Here is a 14,366-nt window from a genome sequence, read left to right on the forward strand (position 1 = left end):
AAACTCCCCGTCAATCGCCATGCGCCTCACCCAAGTTTCCGCTCTCTCGTTCGACCTGGACGACACCCTGTGGCCGTTCGGGCCGTCCGTCGTACGGGCCGAAGCGACGCTTCGCACGTGGCTGATCGAGCATGCGCCCGGTACCGAGCGTGTGCTGCCCACGCAGCAGTCGCTAAGCGACTTGCGTGAGGAATACGAACGATTGTGTCCCGAGCTTGCCGGCGACTTCCGTGCCATGAGAATCGGGTCGATCAGGCTTGCGCTGGAGCGTGCGAACGAAGATGTCGCGCTCACCGACCGTGCGTACGCCGCCTTCTATGCCGCGCGCAACCGGGTCGAATTCTATGACGATGCATTGCCGGCGCTCGCGTGGCTGAGCGCGCGGTTTCCGTTGATCGCGGTGACCAACGGCAACGCGGACCTCCGGCTGACCGGCGGCGGCGAATTCTTTCGTGCGACGCTCAGCGCGCAGGCGTTCGGCGTCGCGAAGCCTGAGCCCGGGATCTTTCATGCGGCAGCGGAAACGCTCGACGTGCAGCCGGCGGAACTGCTGCATGTCGGCGACGACTATCACCTCGATATCGTCGGTGCGTTGAACGCGGGGCTTCAGGCCGCGTGGGTGGTTCGCGATACGCATCCGGAAGCGGAGCGTGCGCAGCAACAGGCCGCGACGCCGCACCTCACGCTCAGCGACCTGTCGATGCTGTGCCGCATGCTCGGCGGGCCTGACGACGTCGCGTGAACACTCGCGTGCGCCGCGTTCGCGACGCACGCTTCATCACCACCATGAACGCGGCGAGACTGCCGCTCGCCGACTGCACGGATGTAGCGGTCGGCCATGCCGATGCAGCGCATGGCCGACCGCCGCACGTTCACGCCGCCTTGCGCGCGTCCGCGATCCGCTGCGGTGCCTTCGGCCGCGCATACAGCCGTTCGAGATACGCACGCAATTGCGGAAACGATTCGATCAGGTTGCACTCGCCCGCCCAGTCGATCAGGTAAGCGGTCACGCAATCGGCCACCGTCAGCGTGTCGCCGACGATGAACTCGCGCCCTTCGAGATGCTTGTCGAGGATCGCAGCCATCGTCTTGAAATCCTCGCGCGCCAGCTCGATATCGGCCGGCGAGCGCTTCTCCGGCGGATAGATGAACGAATGCCGCGTGATCCGCCACAGCGGCTGCTCGAGCTCCGTCACCGCGAACATGACCCACCGGTAAGCCTCGGCCCGCAACGCGGGATCAACCGGCAGCAATGCCTTCTCCGGGTACTTGTCCGCGAGATACAGCACGATCGCGGCCGACTCGGGAATCACGAGGTCGCCGTCCACCAGCACCGGCACCTTGCCGGCCGGATTGAGGCGCAGGAATTCGGGCCGCTTGTGCTCGCCCTGGAGCAGGTTCACCGAGATGAACTCGAAATCGGCATCCAGTTCTTTCAGCCCCCACAGCGCGCGTTGCGAGCGGGTGCCGGCAAATCCGTAAAGCTTCATCGCCAGTCTCCATCCAGAATGTCGGGAAAACTTCCGCCTACCGGCCACGGCACTTCGCCGATACACGACGCCTGGCCTCGCGTGTCGTTCACGCGCCGGGAATCGCCAGCACCGGCATCACGTCGATCGCCACACCCGGGAACAGCGTGAAATGCGGATGGCCTTCGAACAGCGCGGCCGCGGCTTCGTGCGAGGCCGCCCGAACGACGGTAAAGCCGCTCATCGCATTCGCCGTGTCCTTGACGCCGGCCGCATCGATGGTCTTCGTCTTGCCGAGCGGCCCGCCCATCTCGACGATCGCGTCGCGATGCCGGTCGACCCAGGCATGCCACGCGGCGATTCCGTCGCGCTCGCGCGTGCGTCGCTCCTCGTCCGGCAACGCCATCCAGGCCTTCATCGCCGGGCTATCCTTGGTCCCGAGAAATACCGCGAGATACAACTGCTGTTGAGCACTCATGCTGTCTCCTCCGGTGACGGACGCGACGGGCTGCCGCGCCTCGACCTTGACAAGATAGGTTGATATCAACACAATTGCAACATGGCACGAAAAGAAAAGCTCCCTTTCGAAACGACGCTGATGGTGCGCGATTGCTGCCTGTGCCTGCACATGCAGCGCGCGGCGCGCAATCTTGCGCGGATCTTCGACGATGTGCTGCGCCCGCTGGATCTCACCAACGGCCAGTTTTCGCTGCTGATGTCGCTGAACCGGCCCCAGCCGGCGCCGATGAAGTCGGTCGCGTCGCTGCTCGCGATGGACCGCACGACGCTCACGGCCGCGCTCAAGCCGCTCGAGCGGCGCGGCCTGGTCACGATCATCCAGGACCCGGACGACCGGCGCAGCCGCCTGCTCGAACTGACGCCGGCCGGCCACGACCTGCTCGCCGAAGCGTTTCCGCTGTGGCAGCAGACGCACGCCGAGATCGAACGGCCGTTCGCGCCGGGGGAAGTCGATCAGTTGCGCGGCCAGTTGCGCGCGTTGTCGGTCGATCCGGCTGAACGCGGCTGAACCTACACGCGGCAGGTCGCTCGACTCCTGCCATTCCTTGTCAGTTGTGATCGGACGAATCCCTCGCGGCGCTTGATTCGGTGGCAATATCGCTCGGCACGACAACCAACCCGGTTTTCCACAAGGAGACACAGGCATGAGCAGCAATGAGAAAGGCGCGTATTTCCGTTCGCTTCACCGCGCGGGCCAGCCGCTGGCGCTGTTCAACGTGTGGGACGCCGGCAGTGCGCGCACGGCGGCCGACGCGGGCGCCGTCGCGCTGGCAACCGGCAGCTGGTCGGTCGCGGCGGCCAACGGTTTCGTCGACGGTGAGCAGATGCCGCGCGCGCTGATGATGGAAGTGCTCGAGCGGATCACACGCGCGACGGACCTGCCCGTCACCGTCGATCTCGAAAGCGGGTACGGTGAGCGGCCGGAGGATGTGGCCGAGACGATCGCGCTGAGCATCGAAGCCGGTGCGATCGGCTGCAACCTCGAAGACAGCTTCCCGGCGACCGGCGAATTGCGTGACGTCGACGCCGCCGCAGCCCGTCTCGCAGCGGCACGGCAGGCCGCGGATCGCGCGGGTGCCGACTACTTCCTCAACGCGCGGTCCGACGTGTTCTTCAAGGCGCCGGCCGACACGCACGACGAGCGCCTGCTCGATGCCACGCTGGCCCGCGCGCGCGCCTATGCCGCGGCCGGTGCCGATGGCCTGTTCGTGCCGGGGCTGCGCTCGCCGGCACTCATTCGCGCGCTGACGGCCGCGTCGCCGCTGCCGGTGAACGTGATGCGCGTCTCGGCAACGCCGACGCTCGCCGAATTCGCGGAATACGGCGTGGCCCGCATCAGTCACGGGCCGTATCCGTACCTGCAGGCGATGAACACGCTGGCGGAGATGGTCAGGCAAGGCGGGTAACAGAATCACGGAGCGGACGGCCTCGCGCGCATCGACTGATTACATTGCATGTAATTGGCGCACGACACGGCCGCTCCTACGCTTCGGGTGTCGCGCCGCCATTCCGGCGGCGCTCACCACCCCGGAGACATCATGTCCGCCTATCCGCTTCACACCATCGACTCGGCACCGGCCGCCTCAAAGCCCGTCCTCCAGCAGCTCCAGCAAACCTTCGGCATCGTCCCGAACATCGCGGCGGCCATGGCCGCGTCGCCGGTGCTGATCAACGGCTTCATCGGCCTGTTCGAGCGCGTGCACGCGAGCAGCCTCACCGAGCCGCAGATCCAGACACTCCTGCTCACCAACGCGGTCACGAACGCGAGCGAATGGCCGGTCGCCTTCCATACCGCCCTTGCGCTGAAACAGGGTGTGACCCACGCCGACGTCGACGCGATCCGCCGCGGCGATCTGCCCGGCGACGCGAAACTGGCCGCGCTGTCGGCCACCGCACGCAAGCTGATCGACACCCGCGGCCGCCTGGCCGATGCCGACCGGCAAGCGTTCCTCGACGCCGGCTTCAGCGACGAACAGTTGCTGGAAGTGATCGCGGTGGTCGCCGCATCGACGATCACGAACTACGTCGGCAGCGTGACGAAGCCCGCGCTCGAGGCGCCGTTCGACGCATTCGCATGGCATGCGAACGCCGCGTGAGTCCGATATAGTCGATCGCGTCGCTCACGGAACGCCCTGGGAGGCACGATGAACGCCAGCCGCCGCGAACCGCACGCGCCGCCGCACGAACTGGGCCAGTTGCTGCGCTACTGGCGCGACGTGCGCGGCGTGAGCCAGCTCGACCTGTCGCTCGACGCGGGCATCTCGCAGCGCCAGATCAGTTTCATCGAAAGCGGACGCAGCGTGCCGGGCCGCGACACGCTGCTGACGCTCGCGCAAACGCTGGACGTGCCGCTTCGCGAGCGCAACGCGCTGCTGCTCGCGGCCGGCTATGCGCCCGTGTATTCGGAAGCGCCGTGGGATGCGCAGGAGATGCAGGGCGTGATCGGCGCGCTCGAACGGGTCGTGCGCCAGCACGATCCGTTTCCGGCAATCGTGATGGATCGTCACTGGAACGTGCTGATGACCAACGACGCGGCGCCGCGCTTCTTTGGCTGCTTCATCGACATGGCCGCACGCGACGGCCCGCGCAACCTGCTGCGCCTGATGTTCGATCCGCACGGCATGCGGCCGTTCCTGGCCGACTGGGAAACGGTGTCGCGCAGCCTGTTGCAGCGCGTGCATCGCGAATCGGTCGGGCGCGTGATCGATGACGACACACGGCAGTTGCTCGACGACCTGCTCGCCAGTCCCGATGCGCCGCGTGACTGGAAAACGCCGCCGGCACCGGCCGCCGCACCGTCGCTGCCGGTCATCCCGATCGGCTTCGTGCACGAAGGCGTCGTGCTGCGTTACTTCTCGCTGGTCACGACGGTGGGGACGCCGCAAAGCGCCGCCGCCCAGGAGTTGCGCATGGAATGCATGTTCCCCGCCGATGACGCGACCGAAGCGCGCCATCGGCAACTGCTCGACACGCACGCACCGGTGCGCTGAGCGGCGGGCCGGGCGGCCCGCCGGTGCCGGTCATTCCGCCAGCGCGGGCACCACGCCGACACGCTTCGGCACACCGGTCACGATCGTCGCCACCGCGACAGCCAGCACGACGGCTGCGGCAACGAACACGCCGGCCGCACCGTTCGCGTCGAATACGACGCCGCCGGCTGCCGCGCCCGTCGCGATCGCAAGCTGGATCGCCGCGACGATCAGCCCGCCCGCGCTCTCGGCCTCATCGGGCACGGTACGCGTGATCCACGTCGACCAGGCAACAGGCACGCCGCCGAACGCCATCCCCCACAACGCGACGAGCACCGCGTCGATCATCGGCGCGCGGCCGAGCGCGACGAGCGCGACGCCGAGCACGACCATCAGCGCGGGCATCCCGATCAGCATCGGCCGCAACCGGTGCTCGAGCACGCGGCCGGCGAGCGACGTACCGACGAAGTTCGCGATGCCGTAGCCGAGCAGGATCGCCGACAGCCCGTTCACACCGACGCCCGCGACCTGCTCGAGGAACGGCCGCAGATACGTGAAGAACGCGAAGTGCCCGGTGAACACGAGGATCGTCGCGAACATGCCGAGGCCGACGGTCGGCCGGCGCAGCACGTCGATCAGCGTGCGCAGCCGCGTCGTGCCGCTCGGCGGCATCGACGGCAGCGTGACGACCTGCGACACGAACGAGAGGCCGCCGAGCGCGGCCGCGATCAGGAACACGTTGCGCCAGCCGATCAGGTGGCCGAAGTAGCTGCCCATCGGCGCGGACGCGATCGTCGCGACCGCCACCCCGCTGAAGATGATCGACAACGCGCGCGGCACCATCGACGTCGGCACGAGCCGCATCGCGGTGGCCGTCGCCATCGTCCAGAAACCGCCGAGCGCGATGCCGAGCACGACGCGGCCGATCAGCAGCAGCGTCAGGTTGGGCGCGAACGCGACCGCCAGGTTCGATGCGACAAGCAGCACCGAGAACACGAGCAGCACGCGCCGCCGGTCGATCGTGCGCGTCAGCGCCGAGATCAGCAGGCTCGTGACCAGCGCGACCGTCGCGGTGGCGGTGACGGCCTGCCCGGCCACGCCTTCGGTCACGCCGAGGCTGTCGGCCATCGGCGTCAGCAGGCTGGCGGGCAGGAATTCGGCCGTGACGAGCCCGAAGACGCCGAGCGTCATCGCGAATACCGCGCCCCAGGCCGGTTCGCGGGGGGCCGCCGTCGAGGCGGCCGAGGAGATTCCGGGATTCATGCGTGGTTCCGTGTCGGTTAGGGAAAGTACTGATGAGGGCGTATCGTAAGGAACCACATCAGGACGGTCTATGACATACAATCCGTTCTTGTTGATCGAACGTCCGAATCTCAATATGTCCGAGCCCCTGCTTCCGCCCATCCCCGACGTGCACGACCTCGTCAGCGAGCTGCTGCTGGGGATGCGCCTGAGCGGCGTCCAGTACCGCCGCATCCAGGTCGCGCGGCCGTTCGGGCTGAACTTCGGCCACGTGACGGGCCGCGCGCAGTTCCATTTCGTCGGGCGCGGGCCCGTGCTGCTGCGCGACGCGTCGGGCGACACGATGCGGCTCGAGGCCGGCGACGCGATCCTGTTGCCGCACGGCGGCATGCACGCGCTGGTGTCGGACCCCGATGCACCGTGCCGCGAGATCAACGGCTTCGAGGTCGCGAAGATCTGCGATACGGTGGCGTCGGTGGCGTCGGCCGGCGTGTCGCCCGCCAGTTGCGCGACGACCGAGCCGGGCGCCGGCGATGCGCTGATCTTCAGCGCGTGCATGGAGCTCGATCTCGGCGGCATGCAGCCGCTCGTCGGCACGATGCCCGAGTTCATGCACGTCGGCACGCTGCTCGCGCGCTACCCGGAAATCCGCCCGATGCTCGATGCGATGGAGCGCGAAGCGTGCTCGGCCCGCGCGGGCTTCGCGGGCATCCTCGCGCGGCTCGCGGATGTGGTCGCGGCGTTCATCGTGCGCGGCTGGGTCGAGTGCGGATGCGGTGATGCGACAGGCTGGGTGCAGGCGCTGCGCGAGCCGAAGCTCGGCCGCGCGATCGTCGCGCTGCATCGCGATCCGGGCCGCAACTGGAGCGTGGCGGAACTCGCGACCGAAGCAGGCGTGTCGCGTTCGGTGTTCGCCGAACGCTTTCTCGCGGCCACCGGGATGACGCCGGTGCGCTACCTGACCGAATTGCGGATGCGGCTCGCCGCGCAATGGATCACGCGCGACCACGAGACGATCGAGGCCGTCGCGTACCGGCTCGGCTACGGCTCGCTCGCCGCGTTCAGCCGCGCGTTCAAGCGCGTGGTGGGCAAGCCGCCGGGCGCCGTGCGCGCGGACGGTGAGGTGCGTGTCGAGGCGTAATGCGTGACACGTGATGCTCGCGGCGGTTGCCTGGCGTCGCGCAAGTCGTCGTCATCACGCGTGACGGCAGCGCTTAGTCGCTACGTGCTGCGTGCTACGTGCTACGTGCTACGTGCCTGTCGAAGCGTAATGCGTGACGCGTGATGCTTGCGTCTGCCGCCACACGTCGCGCAAATCGCCGCCACGTGTGACCGCAGCGTTCAATCGTTGCGCGCTGCCAGCCTGTCGACCAGCGCCGTCGCGCATTGCACCGCAAGCGCCGCACACTGCTCGGCATCCACGACTGCCCCGCTCGCCACGGTGCCCTGCACGATCCGACCCAGCAAATCCTTCGAGAGATCGGCGATCTCGTAGTCCCGTTCCGTCATGATGTTCCTCCTGCGCGTCGACCGATGGCATCGATGCGCTCACATCCCCTGCCCGTTCAACGCCCTTTCGCCCGCACGACGATCTGCGCCTGCGTGTCGCGTTCGATGCGCTCGAGCGACGCGCGCAGCGCGGTGAATTCGTCCGGCGTACACACCTGACGGCCGAAATTCGCCGTCATCCGCCGCGTGACCTGCACGGCGCGCGCGGCCGCATCGAATACGTAATGCGACGTGAAGTCGACGAAGCGGTCGTGTACGGCCGTATCGGCCGGCAGGTCGGTCACCGCGACGTCGGCCGGCAGCGCGATCTGGCCGGTCTCGTCGAACGTGCCGCCGATGCAGCCCCACGGCTGCGTGCGCACGGGCTCGGCGAGCCAGTTCTCGACCTGCGTCGCGATGCCGCCCGTCAGGCTCGACAGTGCGGGCAACGCAGTCGTGCCGTCAGGCCACACGAAATGATCGAGCGTGCCCGACATCGTCACGTCGAACGGCCCGTCGGTTACACGCCGGTCGCTGGTCGACAGTTGCGCGCGGCCGCGCAAGCCGCTCTGCCGCAAACGGTTGTTCGCGAGCTGCGCGATGCCGTCGGGTGTCGCGCGGCGAAACAGGTTGCGCTCGAGTTCGGCCGTCCAGCCGTCGTCCTCGATGTACGCCTGAAAACGCGTGGCGCCCGGCCCGGCCGCATCGATCTCGACCCGCGCGATGCGGCCGCGCGGCTGCGTGGCCGGTGTGCGCGACAGCACGCCCGTGTCGACCAGCAGTGCAGGCCGGTCCATCACGATCGGCGGCAGATAGCCGAATGCGATGCCGGCCGTCGTCGTATCCGCAAAGCGCGCGAGATCGGGCAGCCACGTGATCGCGTGATTGATCGCACCGCCGCCGTAGCCGGGCACCGACGGCAGCGTGTAGACGGACCCGAGATTGAGCAGCACCGGTTCGCTGCGAATGCCGACCGCCGCGAGCAGCGCGCCGAACAGCGCGACATGATCCTTGCAGTCGCCGTAGCGGTTGCGCAGGATGTCCGTCACGCGATGCGGCGCGGCAGCCGTTTCGCCGAGAAACAGCCCGACATAGCGGATGTTCGCCTGCACCCAGTCGTACAGGATGCGCGCCTTGTCGCGCGGATCGGCCACGCCCGCGGTGAGCGTGCGCGCCAGTTGCGCCACGGCCGGATCGTCCGCGCCCGGATCGACGGCCGCGTTGCGATAGCGCGCGGCGAACGCCGCATAGTCGGGCAGCGTCGACACGACGAGCCGGTCGCCGTAGGTCGCGTAGCCGACCGCGCCGTTCTCGATGCGGTCGTACGGGCCGTGCCGGTAGTCGAATTCGTAGCGCGTGCGGCCATTCGCGGTGACCGGCGGCAGCGCGACGTAGCCGCGTGCATCCGCGTACAGCGGCATGTCGGCCGGCACGTCGAAGATCAGCCGCTGACTGTCGACCGGCTCGCGCGACGGCTCCACGGTATAGCCGAAGTAGCCGCGGTTGACCGGCTTCGTGCGGGTCTTGCGGAACGCCACGCGCGTGCTCGACCCGGCTTCGACGCCGGGAAACACGACGGTACGCAGCAGGCCGTCCTGGAACGTCGGCGCGCCGGCCGAGCGCGGTTCCTGCACGTCACGGATGCCGTCCGCGCCGACCGGATGCGCGACCCCGTCGCGATCGATCGTCTCGGCCGCGAGCAGGTCCACCTTCTCGAGATTCTTGTCGAACCACACGTAGCGCTGCGCGATGGCATCGATACCGTTCGCGTCGTTCGCGCGCAGCGTCGAATCGTCGTGCTCGTCGAGCGCGCCGTCGTGCTGGATCACGAATTCGTGGACATCGCTGACGACCGTGACGGGCGCGTCGCCGCCCGTATCGCGTGCGGCGCCCGGGTCGCGCACGTCGGCCATGGCCGCGCCGGCGCCGAGCGCGATCGCGCAGGCGAGCAGGCGGCCGGTCCATCCGGAAGGAAAAAGCACCACGTCGAAGCGCTCCGCGCGTTCATTGCCGGGCGCCACGGCTGTGTGCCGGCGCGGATGGTTCGATCCGCATGACGAGCACGCGACACCTCACACGCCGCGTGCCCGTCGTGCGAACCAGTGTGGGTGACGTACCGGCGAGCGTCAAGCCGCGCGGCGACGAGGCTGCGCGCGATGCGGCGAGCCGGCCACACGTGCCACGCGTGCCGCGCCGGCGTCGCCACGCCGCCATTGCCGCCCCGGTGCATCCTGCTCGGGGCTAGCGTGCCTTTTGTATCACGTTGCGATATATAATTCAGGCAGATCATCCGTGCGTGCGACGTCGGCGGAACACCACTCCGCCGAACGCGACACGCCGACATGGGGAAGGAGACATCATGCTGATCAATAGCGACTTCGAAATGGGCTACCTCGTGATCGCGTTCGCGCTGCTGGGCGTGATCTTGTTCGGCGCGCTGCTGACGGCGCTGCATCTCGAACGGTGGCATCCGAAGCTGGTCGGCGCCGCGCTCGGCGCGTTGCTGGGCATCGTGCTGATCGAAGCGATGCCGATGCTGACATGAACACGGGCCGGCGCCCATTCGTCCGATCACGCGCCGTGCGGGGTCGGAACGACCGGCGCCCGACACGGAGGCCGTCATGGCTTCGCCGCTCTGCCTGACCTATCGCCAGTGCGGGATTCGCGCAGTCGCGCTCGTCGACCCGGTGGCCGGCGAAGGGCTCGAACTCGGCGCGCTGTACGAGCCGCTCGCCGTCGTGGTGTGGCGCGACGCCAGCGGATGCCACGAGGCGCACCTGCTCGACCCGAAACATCACGTGTTCCGCAACGACGCGGACGCACTCAGGATCTCGATCGCGCTGGCCAAGCGTTTCATCGACACGATGCTCGCCGGCACGTTCATGCCCGCCGGCTGACGGCCGGCCGCGACGCCCTTCGTCCTTCGTCATGCTGGAGGCGACATGGAACACGGTATCGTCCAGACGCTCTTGCTGCTCGCGCTCCTCGTGTTTGCGGTGCTGTTCTTCACGGCCGGGCGCGGCCGCGACCGCACGCGCGACAAGCTGCTGCACCGGCCCGCGCGACGCTCGTCACGCTCGCATCCGCATCATCATCCGTAATCGCGTCATCACGCGACCGCACCGCGCATAAAAATCGGCCGGCGGCCGCGCGTCGAACGACGCGCATGCCGCCGGCCTTCCAGCGGAGGTCCGGTACCGCGGGCGGTGCGCGCGATGCGCGCCTACACGCCCCACATCACGTGCCGCCCTTGCTCGCGAGCCGCACGCATCATGTCCAGCAGCGGCCACGCGCGCTGCGCGAGCCCGCCCGCATGCGGCGACACCTCGTCGCGCAGCGCCTGCGTCGAATGCTCGTGTGCGCGTTCGCGCGCCGCATCGTCCCTGATGGCCTGTTCGAGCCGCGCGATCGCACCCGGCAGCTCGTCGGTGGAAATCACGCCGCGGACGTCGAGCCCCTTGCCGACCAGCCCCAGCAGATACTGCGCCAGGTCGCGCAACATCACGATATCGGGTGCGGCGGAGGTTCGAAACGTGATCAGCATCGTCATTTCCCCTTGTCGTCGCCGCGAACCGTACGGCGCATCGTGCCGCCGGTCGCGGCGAGGCCCGGTGGCCATCCCGCTGCGCATAAGCGCCGCCCGTTCTTCTGAACCGGACGTTCGCCCGGCACGATGCGCGCGTCGCGCGGCCGGGTTCGTTTGTGGCGTAATGGCCGGATGCCACCAAGGCCTGCTTTGATTTTATATCACATTGTGATGTATTCAAGCGTACGGACCCTGAATGGCCGCAATCCCGTGGCGAATGCGCCGACGGGTGCGGCACGCACCGTGTGATGCGCGCCGCTTCTCCCCGTTACTTGCAGTCGCCCACGCGCTTGCCGCGCCACGTCCACGCGAGCGTGTACGCGCCGGCCTGTGCGTGCTGCCCGTGCAGTTGCCCCTTCAGGTCGTAGCTCGTCGGCGTGACGGCGCCCGTCACCGTGCCGTTGCCGCGCCCCTGTTCGTTCGCGCAGGACAGCGCGACCTTCAGCGTCGTGCCCGCGTAGTCCCAGTTCGTGATCGTGCAGTGGACGTTGTCGCGCTGCAGGCGGGCGGCCATCGTCTTGCGCAGGTTTTTCGCATCCGCATCGGTCAGGCACTGGTCCGGCATCGGATCGGTGCCTTGCGGCAGCGGCTTGCCGTTCAGCGTGTACGCGGTGTCGTCGTGCCAGATGCCTGGCGATACGGTCTGCGCAAAGGACGCGGCGGCGAAGCCCGCGAGCACGGTGGCGGACAATGCGCGCGCGCCGTGGCGCAGGAAACGGGTGGCAGTCGTGGCGGCGATCGTCATGAAGTCTCTCGGAAAGGATTTGTTGTTGATTCGAAGCGCGCGAATCTTACCAAATCTTTCCGACGAAACCGGCTAATTGTTTTCTATTGCTTACGATCTGACGCGATACGTCAGGTTGAATCGTTTTCATCCGCCGGCGGAGCCGCTTTGCCCGCCCGCTACCCGACATTCATCGGCAACAACACCATCTGCTTGCCCTCGACATGCAGGCGCGCCTGCAGCTCGACGGGCGTCTGGTTGTGCAGCCAGGCCGTGAGGAAATTCACGCGCCGGAAGATCAGCTTGCTCGCGAAGCACACCGAGTTCGGGTACTCGTCGAGCGTCGACGATGCGAGGTTCATGAATTCGACGACGGGATTCGTGCCGAACGCGATCCGGTAGTCGGCCGCGATGCCGTGGCGGCGGCAGTGCGCGACATAGTAGTCGAGCGAATCGGTGATCGTATGGCGCAGCCGTTCGAGATGTTCGTGACCGTCGTACGCCTTCGCATCGACTTCGCCGACCGCGAGAAAGATCACGTTGCGGAAGTGCCCGGGAAACAGCCGGTTGACCCACAGCAGCGCGTGCATGCTCGCGCCGCGATGCTTGCCGACCAGCAACACGGCCGTCGGCTGCAACGGGTCGGGCTTGCCCGGCGCGTCGGCCTCGTCGATCTCGGGCGGCTTGCCCGAGAACAGTTCGTCTTCCTTGGCGAGCTGCAGGCGCGTATAGGCGTAGTGGCGGTTGATCATGAAGCACAGCGCGATCACCGCGCTCGTCACGAGCACCGTGAGCCAGCCGCCCGCCGTGAACTTCTCGATCAGCGTGATGACGAGCACGGTCGCCGTCACGCTCAGCCCGAGTGCTGACAGGAAGAAGTGCTTGAACCAGCCCTGCTGGCTGCGATGATGCCACCAGTACGTGCACAGCCCGAGCAGCGACAGGCTGAACGTGAGGAACACGTTGATGCTGTACAGCACGACGAGCACGTCGACGCTGCCGTGCGTCCACAAGAGGATCAGCAGGCTCGACAGCCCGACGACGATGATGCCGTTCTGCCGCACGAGGCGCCCCGACAGGTCGCGGAAATGGCGCGGCACCCATGAATCCGACGCCATGTTCGACAGCACGGCCGGGCCGTCGAGGAAGCCCGTCTGCGCGCCGACCATCAGCAGCCCGGCCTCGAACGCGAGCACGGCCGCGAGCAATGCGTGGCGCGCGAACGCCGAGCCGAGCCCGAGATGGTCGATCACGCTGCCGAACACGACCGCGTTGAGCGTCTCGCCGTCGACGGGCTTCGCATGCCACAGCATGTACAGCAGGATGATGCCGCCGGCCGTGAACGCGAGCGACGTCGACATGTACCACATCGTCACCTTGCCGTTCGGCACGCGCGGGTCCGCCAGCATGTTCACGTTGTTCGATACGGCCTCGAGGCCCGTATAGGTACCGCCGCCGAGCGAGAACGCGCGCATCAGCAGCGCGAGCAGCACGAACAGGCCTAGCGACTGCGACATGCCGTGCGCTTCGTGCACGGCGTCGGGCACCACCATCACGAGGTTGCTGCCGTGCACGGCGACGCCGTACACGATCAGCCCGAAGTGCAGGATCACGAAGCCGATGAAGATCGGCAGCAGCACCATGATCGATTCGCGCATCCCGCGGAAGTTGAGGCCCGTCATCATCAGGATCAGCACGATCTCGGTCGTGAGCTTGAACGCCTGCGCGCTCACCGGCAGCAGGCTGAAGAACGCGTCGACCCCGCTCGCGAGCGACGTCGCGACAGTCAGCACGTAGTCGACCAGCAGCGCCGCGCCGGATACCAGCCCCGGCTTCGATCCGAGCAGCGACGTCGCGACGCGGTAGCCGCCGCCGCCCGTCGGGAACAGCTCGATCACCTGGTTGTAGCCGAGCGCGATGATGAACACGGTTGCGGCGGTCGCAAGTGCGAGGAACAGCGCGAGCGCATGGTGCTGGCCGAGCGCGAGAAACGCCTCCTCAGGGCCGTAGCACGACGACGATAACCCGTCGGCGCCGAGCCCGACCCACGCCAGCAACGGGGTCACGGCAATCGCATGCCGCGTGCGCGGATCGAGCGGGTCGAGCGGCTTTCCGACGAGCAACTGCCACACCTTCTGGAACGTGGTCATGGTCCCCTCCCGGCACGCCCGGCGCCACGCGCTGCGTGATCCTTTAAAGCTAATCGACACACGGGCGCGGCGCCAGTCCGCATCTTCCATAGGGGCCGCACGGCGGCCCGGCACCGCTTTCAGCATGTAAGCGGACAACGCCGGCAGGCACGCGCCGGATCGTCCGTTTACACGCATTCGCGCAACACGGCGAACCTGCCGGCTACCTTTCCGGCCGCC

17 protein-coding genes are annotated in these 14,366 nt (G+C 67.7%); 9 read left to right on the forward strand and 8 right to left on the reverse strand.

Annotated features, from left to right (window positions below; all coding sequences use genetic code 11):
- Positions 1-19 precede the first annotated feature (19 nt).
- Positions 20-742, forward strand: coding sequence for an HAD family hydrolase (locus tag BCEP18194_RS35530; protein ID WP_011356148.1), 723 nt, complete (start codon positions 20-22; stop codon positions 740-742).
- A 130-nt stretch (positions 743-872) separates the two neighbouring features.
- On the opposite strand, the gene BCEP18194_RS35535 is transcribed toward BCEP18194_RS35530, so the two are convergent.
- Together BCEP18194_RS35535 and BCEP18194_RS35540 are read right to left on the reverse strand one after the other, a co-directional pair.
- On the reverse strand, positions 873-1,490 hold the full coding sequence (locus BCEP18194_RS35535) for a glutathione S-transferase family protein (protein ID WP_011356149.1): 618 nt from the start codon (positions 1,488-1,490) through the stop codon (positions 873-875).
- Positions 1,491-1,578: 88 nt separating this feature from the next.
- Positions 1,579-1,947: a hypothetical protein gene (locus BCEP18194_RS35540; RefSeq protein ID WP_011356150.1), complete on the reverse strand. Its 369-nt coding sequence runs from the start codon at positions 1,945-1,947 to the stop codon at positions 1,579-1,581.
- An 81-nt stretch (positions 1,948-2,028) separates the two neighbouring features.
- On the opposite strand from BCEP18194_RS35540, the gene BCEP18194_RS35545 reads away from it, so the two are divergent.
- The 4 genes from BCEP18194_RS35545 (at position 2,029) to BCEP18194_RS35560 (ending at position 4,978) form a co-directional block, all read left to right on the forward strand.
- Complete coding sequence (locus BCEP18194_RS35545; protein ID WP_011356151.1) at positions 2,029-2,496, forward strand: MarR family winged helix-turn-helix transcriptional regulator; 468 nt, start codon at positions 2,029-2,031, stop codon at positions 2,494-2,496.
- 136 nt (positions 2,497-2,632) lie between these two features.
- Positions 2,633-3,394 carry an isocitrate lyase/PEP mutase family protein gene (locus tag BCEP18194_RS35550; RefSeq protein WP_011356152.1) on the forward strand — a complete coding sequence of 254 codons (762 nt, stop codon included), beginning with the start codon at positions 2,633-2,635 and terminating at the stop codon, positions 3,392-3,394.
- A 132-nt stretch (positions 3,395-3,526) separates the two neighbouring features.
- Complete coding sequence (locus tag BCEP18194_RS35555) at positions 3,527-4,084, forward strand: carboxymuconolactone decarboxylase family protein (protein WP_011356153.1); 558 nt, start codon at positions 3,527-3,529, stop codon at positions 4,082-4,084.
- A 48-nt stretch (positions 4,085-4,132) separates the two neighbouring features.
- A complete protein-coding gene (locus BCEP18194_RS35560; RefSeq protein WP_011356154.1) occupies positions 4,133-4,978 on the forward strand; it encodes a helix-turn-helix domain-containing protein in 846 nt (281 codons plus the stop codon).
- A 30-nt stretch (positions 4,979-5,008) separates the two neighbouring features.
- On the opposite strand, the gene BCEP18194_RS35565 is transcribed toward BCEP18194_RS35560, so the two are convergent.
- Complete coding sequence (locus BCEP18194_RS35565; protein ID WP_011356155.1) at positions 5,009-6,220, reverse strand: MFS transporter; 1,212 nt, start codon at positions 6,218-6,220, stop codon at positions 5,009-5,011.
- A 70-nt stretch (positions 6,221-6,290) separates the two neighbouring features.
- On the opposite strand from BCEP18194_RS35565, the gene BCEP18194_RS35570 reads away from it, so the two are divergent.
- Positions 6,291-7,340, forward strand: a complete 1,050-nt coding sequence (locus BCEP18194_RS35570; protein ID WP_011356156.1) for an AraC family transcriptional regulator — start codon at positions 6,291-6,293, stop codon at positions 7,338-7,340.
- 200 nt (positions 7,341-7,540) lie between these two features.
- Here the strand turns inward: BCEP18194_RS35570 and BCEP18194_RS41800 are convergent, their stop codons facing one another.
- Both BCEP18194_RS41800 and BCEP18194_RS35575 read right to left on the reverse strand, forming a co-directional pair.
- On the reverse strand, positions 7,541-7,708 hold the full coding sequence (locus tag BCEP18194_RS41800) for a hypothetical protein (protein WP_167316042.1): 168 nt from the start codon (positions 7,706-7,708) through the stop codon (positions 7,541-7,543).
- A 56-nt stretch (positions 7,709-7,764) separates the two neighbouring features.
- Positions 7,765-9,672 (reverse strand): DUF3857 domain-containing transglutaminase family protein, encoded by a 1,908-nt coding sequence (locus BCEP18194_RS35575; RefSeq protein WP_011356158.1) that lies wholly within the window; start codon positions 9,670-9,672, stop codon positions 7,765-7,767.
- A gap of 374 nt (positions 9,673-10,046) precedes the next feature.
- Between BCEP18194_RS35575 and BCEP18194_RS35580 the strand changes: the two genes are divergently transcribed.
- The 3 genes from BCEP18194_RS35580 (at position 10,047) to BCEP18194_RS41805 (ending at position 10,788) form a co-directional block, all read left to right on the forward strand.
- Complete coding sequence (locus tag BCEP18194_RS35580) at positions 10,047-10,232, forward strand: hypothetical protein (protein WP_011356159.1); 186 nt, start codon at positions 10,047-10,049, stop codon at positions 10,230-10,232.
- A 76-nt stretch (positions 10,233-10,308) separates the two neighbouring features.
- Entirely contained in the window at positions 10,309-10,584 is a 276-nt protein-coding gene (locus BCEP18194_RS35585) for a hypothetical protein (RefSeq protein ID WP_011356160.1), read from the forward strand.
- Between the two features lie 45 nt (positions 10,585-10,629).
- Positions 10,630-10,788, forward strand: coding sequence for a hypothetical protein (locus tag BCEP18194_RS41805; protein WP_167316043.1), 159 nt, complete (start codon positions 10,630-10,632; stop codon positions 10,786-10,788).
- 122 nt (positions 10,789-10,910) lie between these two features.
- On the opposite strand, the gene BCEP18194_RS35590 is transcribed toward BCEP18194_RS41805, so the two are convergent.
- From BCEP18194_RS35590 to BCEP18194_RS35600, 3 genes are all read right to left on the reverse strand, one after another.
- Complete coding sequence (locus tag BCEP18194_RS35590) at positions 10,911-11,231, reverse strand: DUF1840 domain-containing protein (protein ID WP_011356161.1); 321 nt, start codon at positions 11,229-11,231, stop codon at positions 10,911-10,913.
- 310 nt (positions 11,232-11,541) lie between these two features.
- On the reverse strand, positions 11,542-12,018 hold the full coding sequence (locus tag BCEP18194_RS35595; protein ID WP_011356162.1) for a DUF3617 domain-containing protein: 477 nt from the start codon (positions 12,016-12,018) through the stop codon (positions 11,542-11,544).
- 158 nt (positions 12,019-12,176) lie between these two features.
- On the reverse strand, positions 12,177-14,147 hold the full coding sequence (locus BCEP18194_RS35600) for an APC family permease (RefSeq protein ID WP_011356163.1): 1,971 nt from the start codon (positions 14,145-14,147) through the stop codon (positions 12,177-12,179).
- Between the last annotated feature and the right edge of the window lie 219 nt (positions 14,148-14,366).

The sequence above is a fragment of the Burkholderia lata genome (assembly GCF_000012945.1).
GTDB lineage: Bacteria > Pseudomonadota > Gammaproteobacteria > Burkholderiales > Burkholderiaceae > Burkholderia > Burkholderia lata.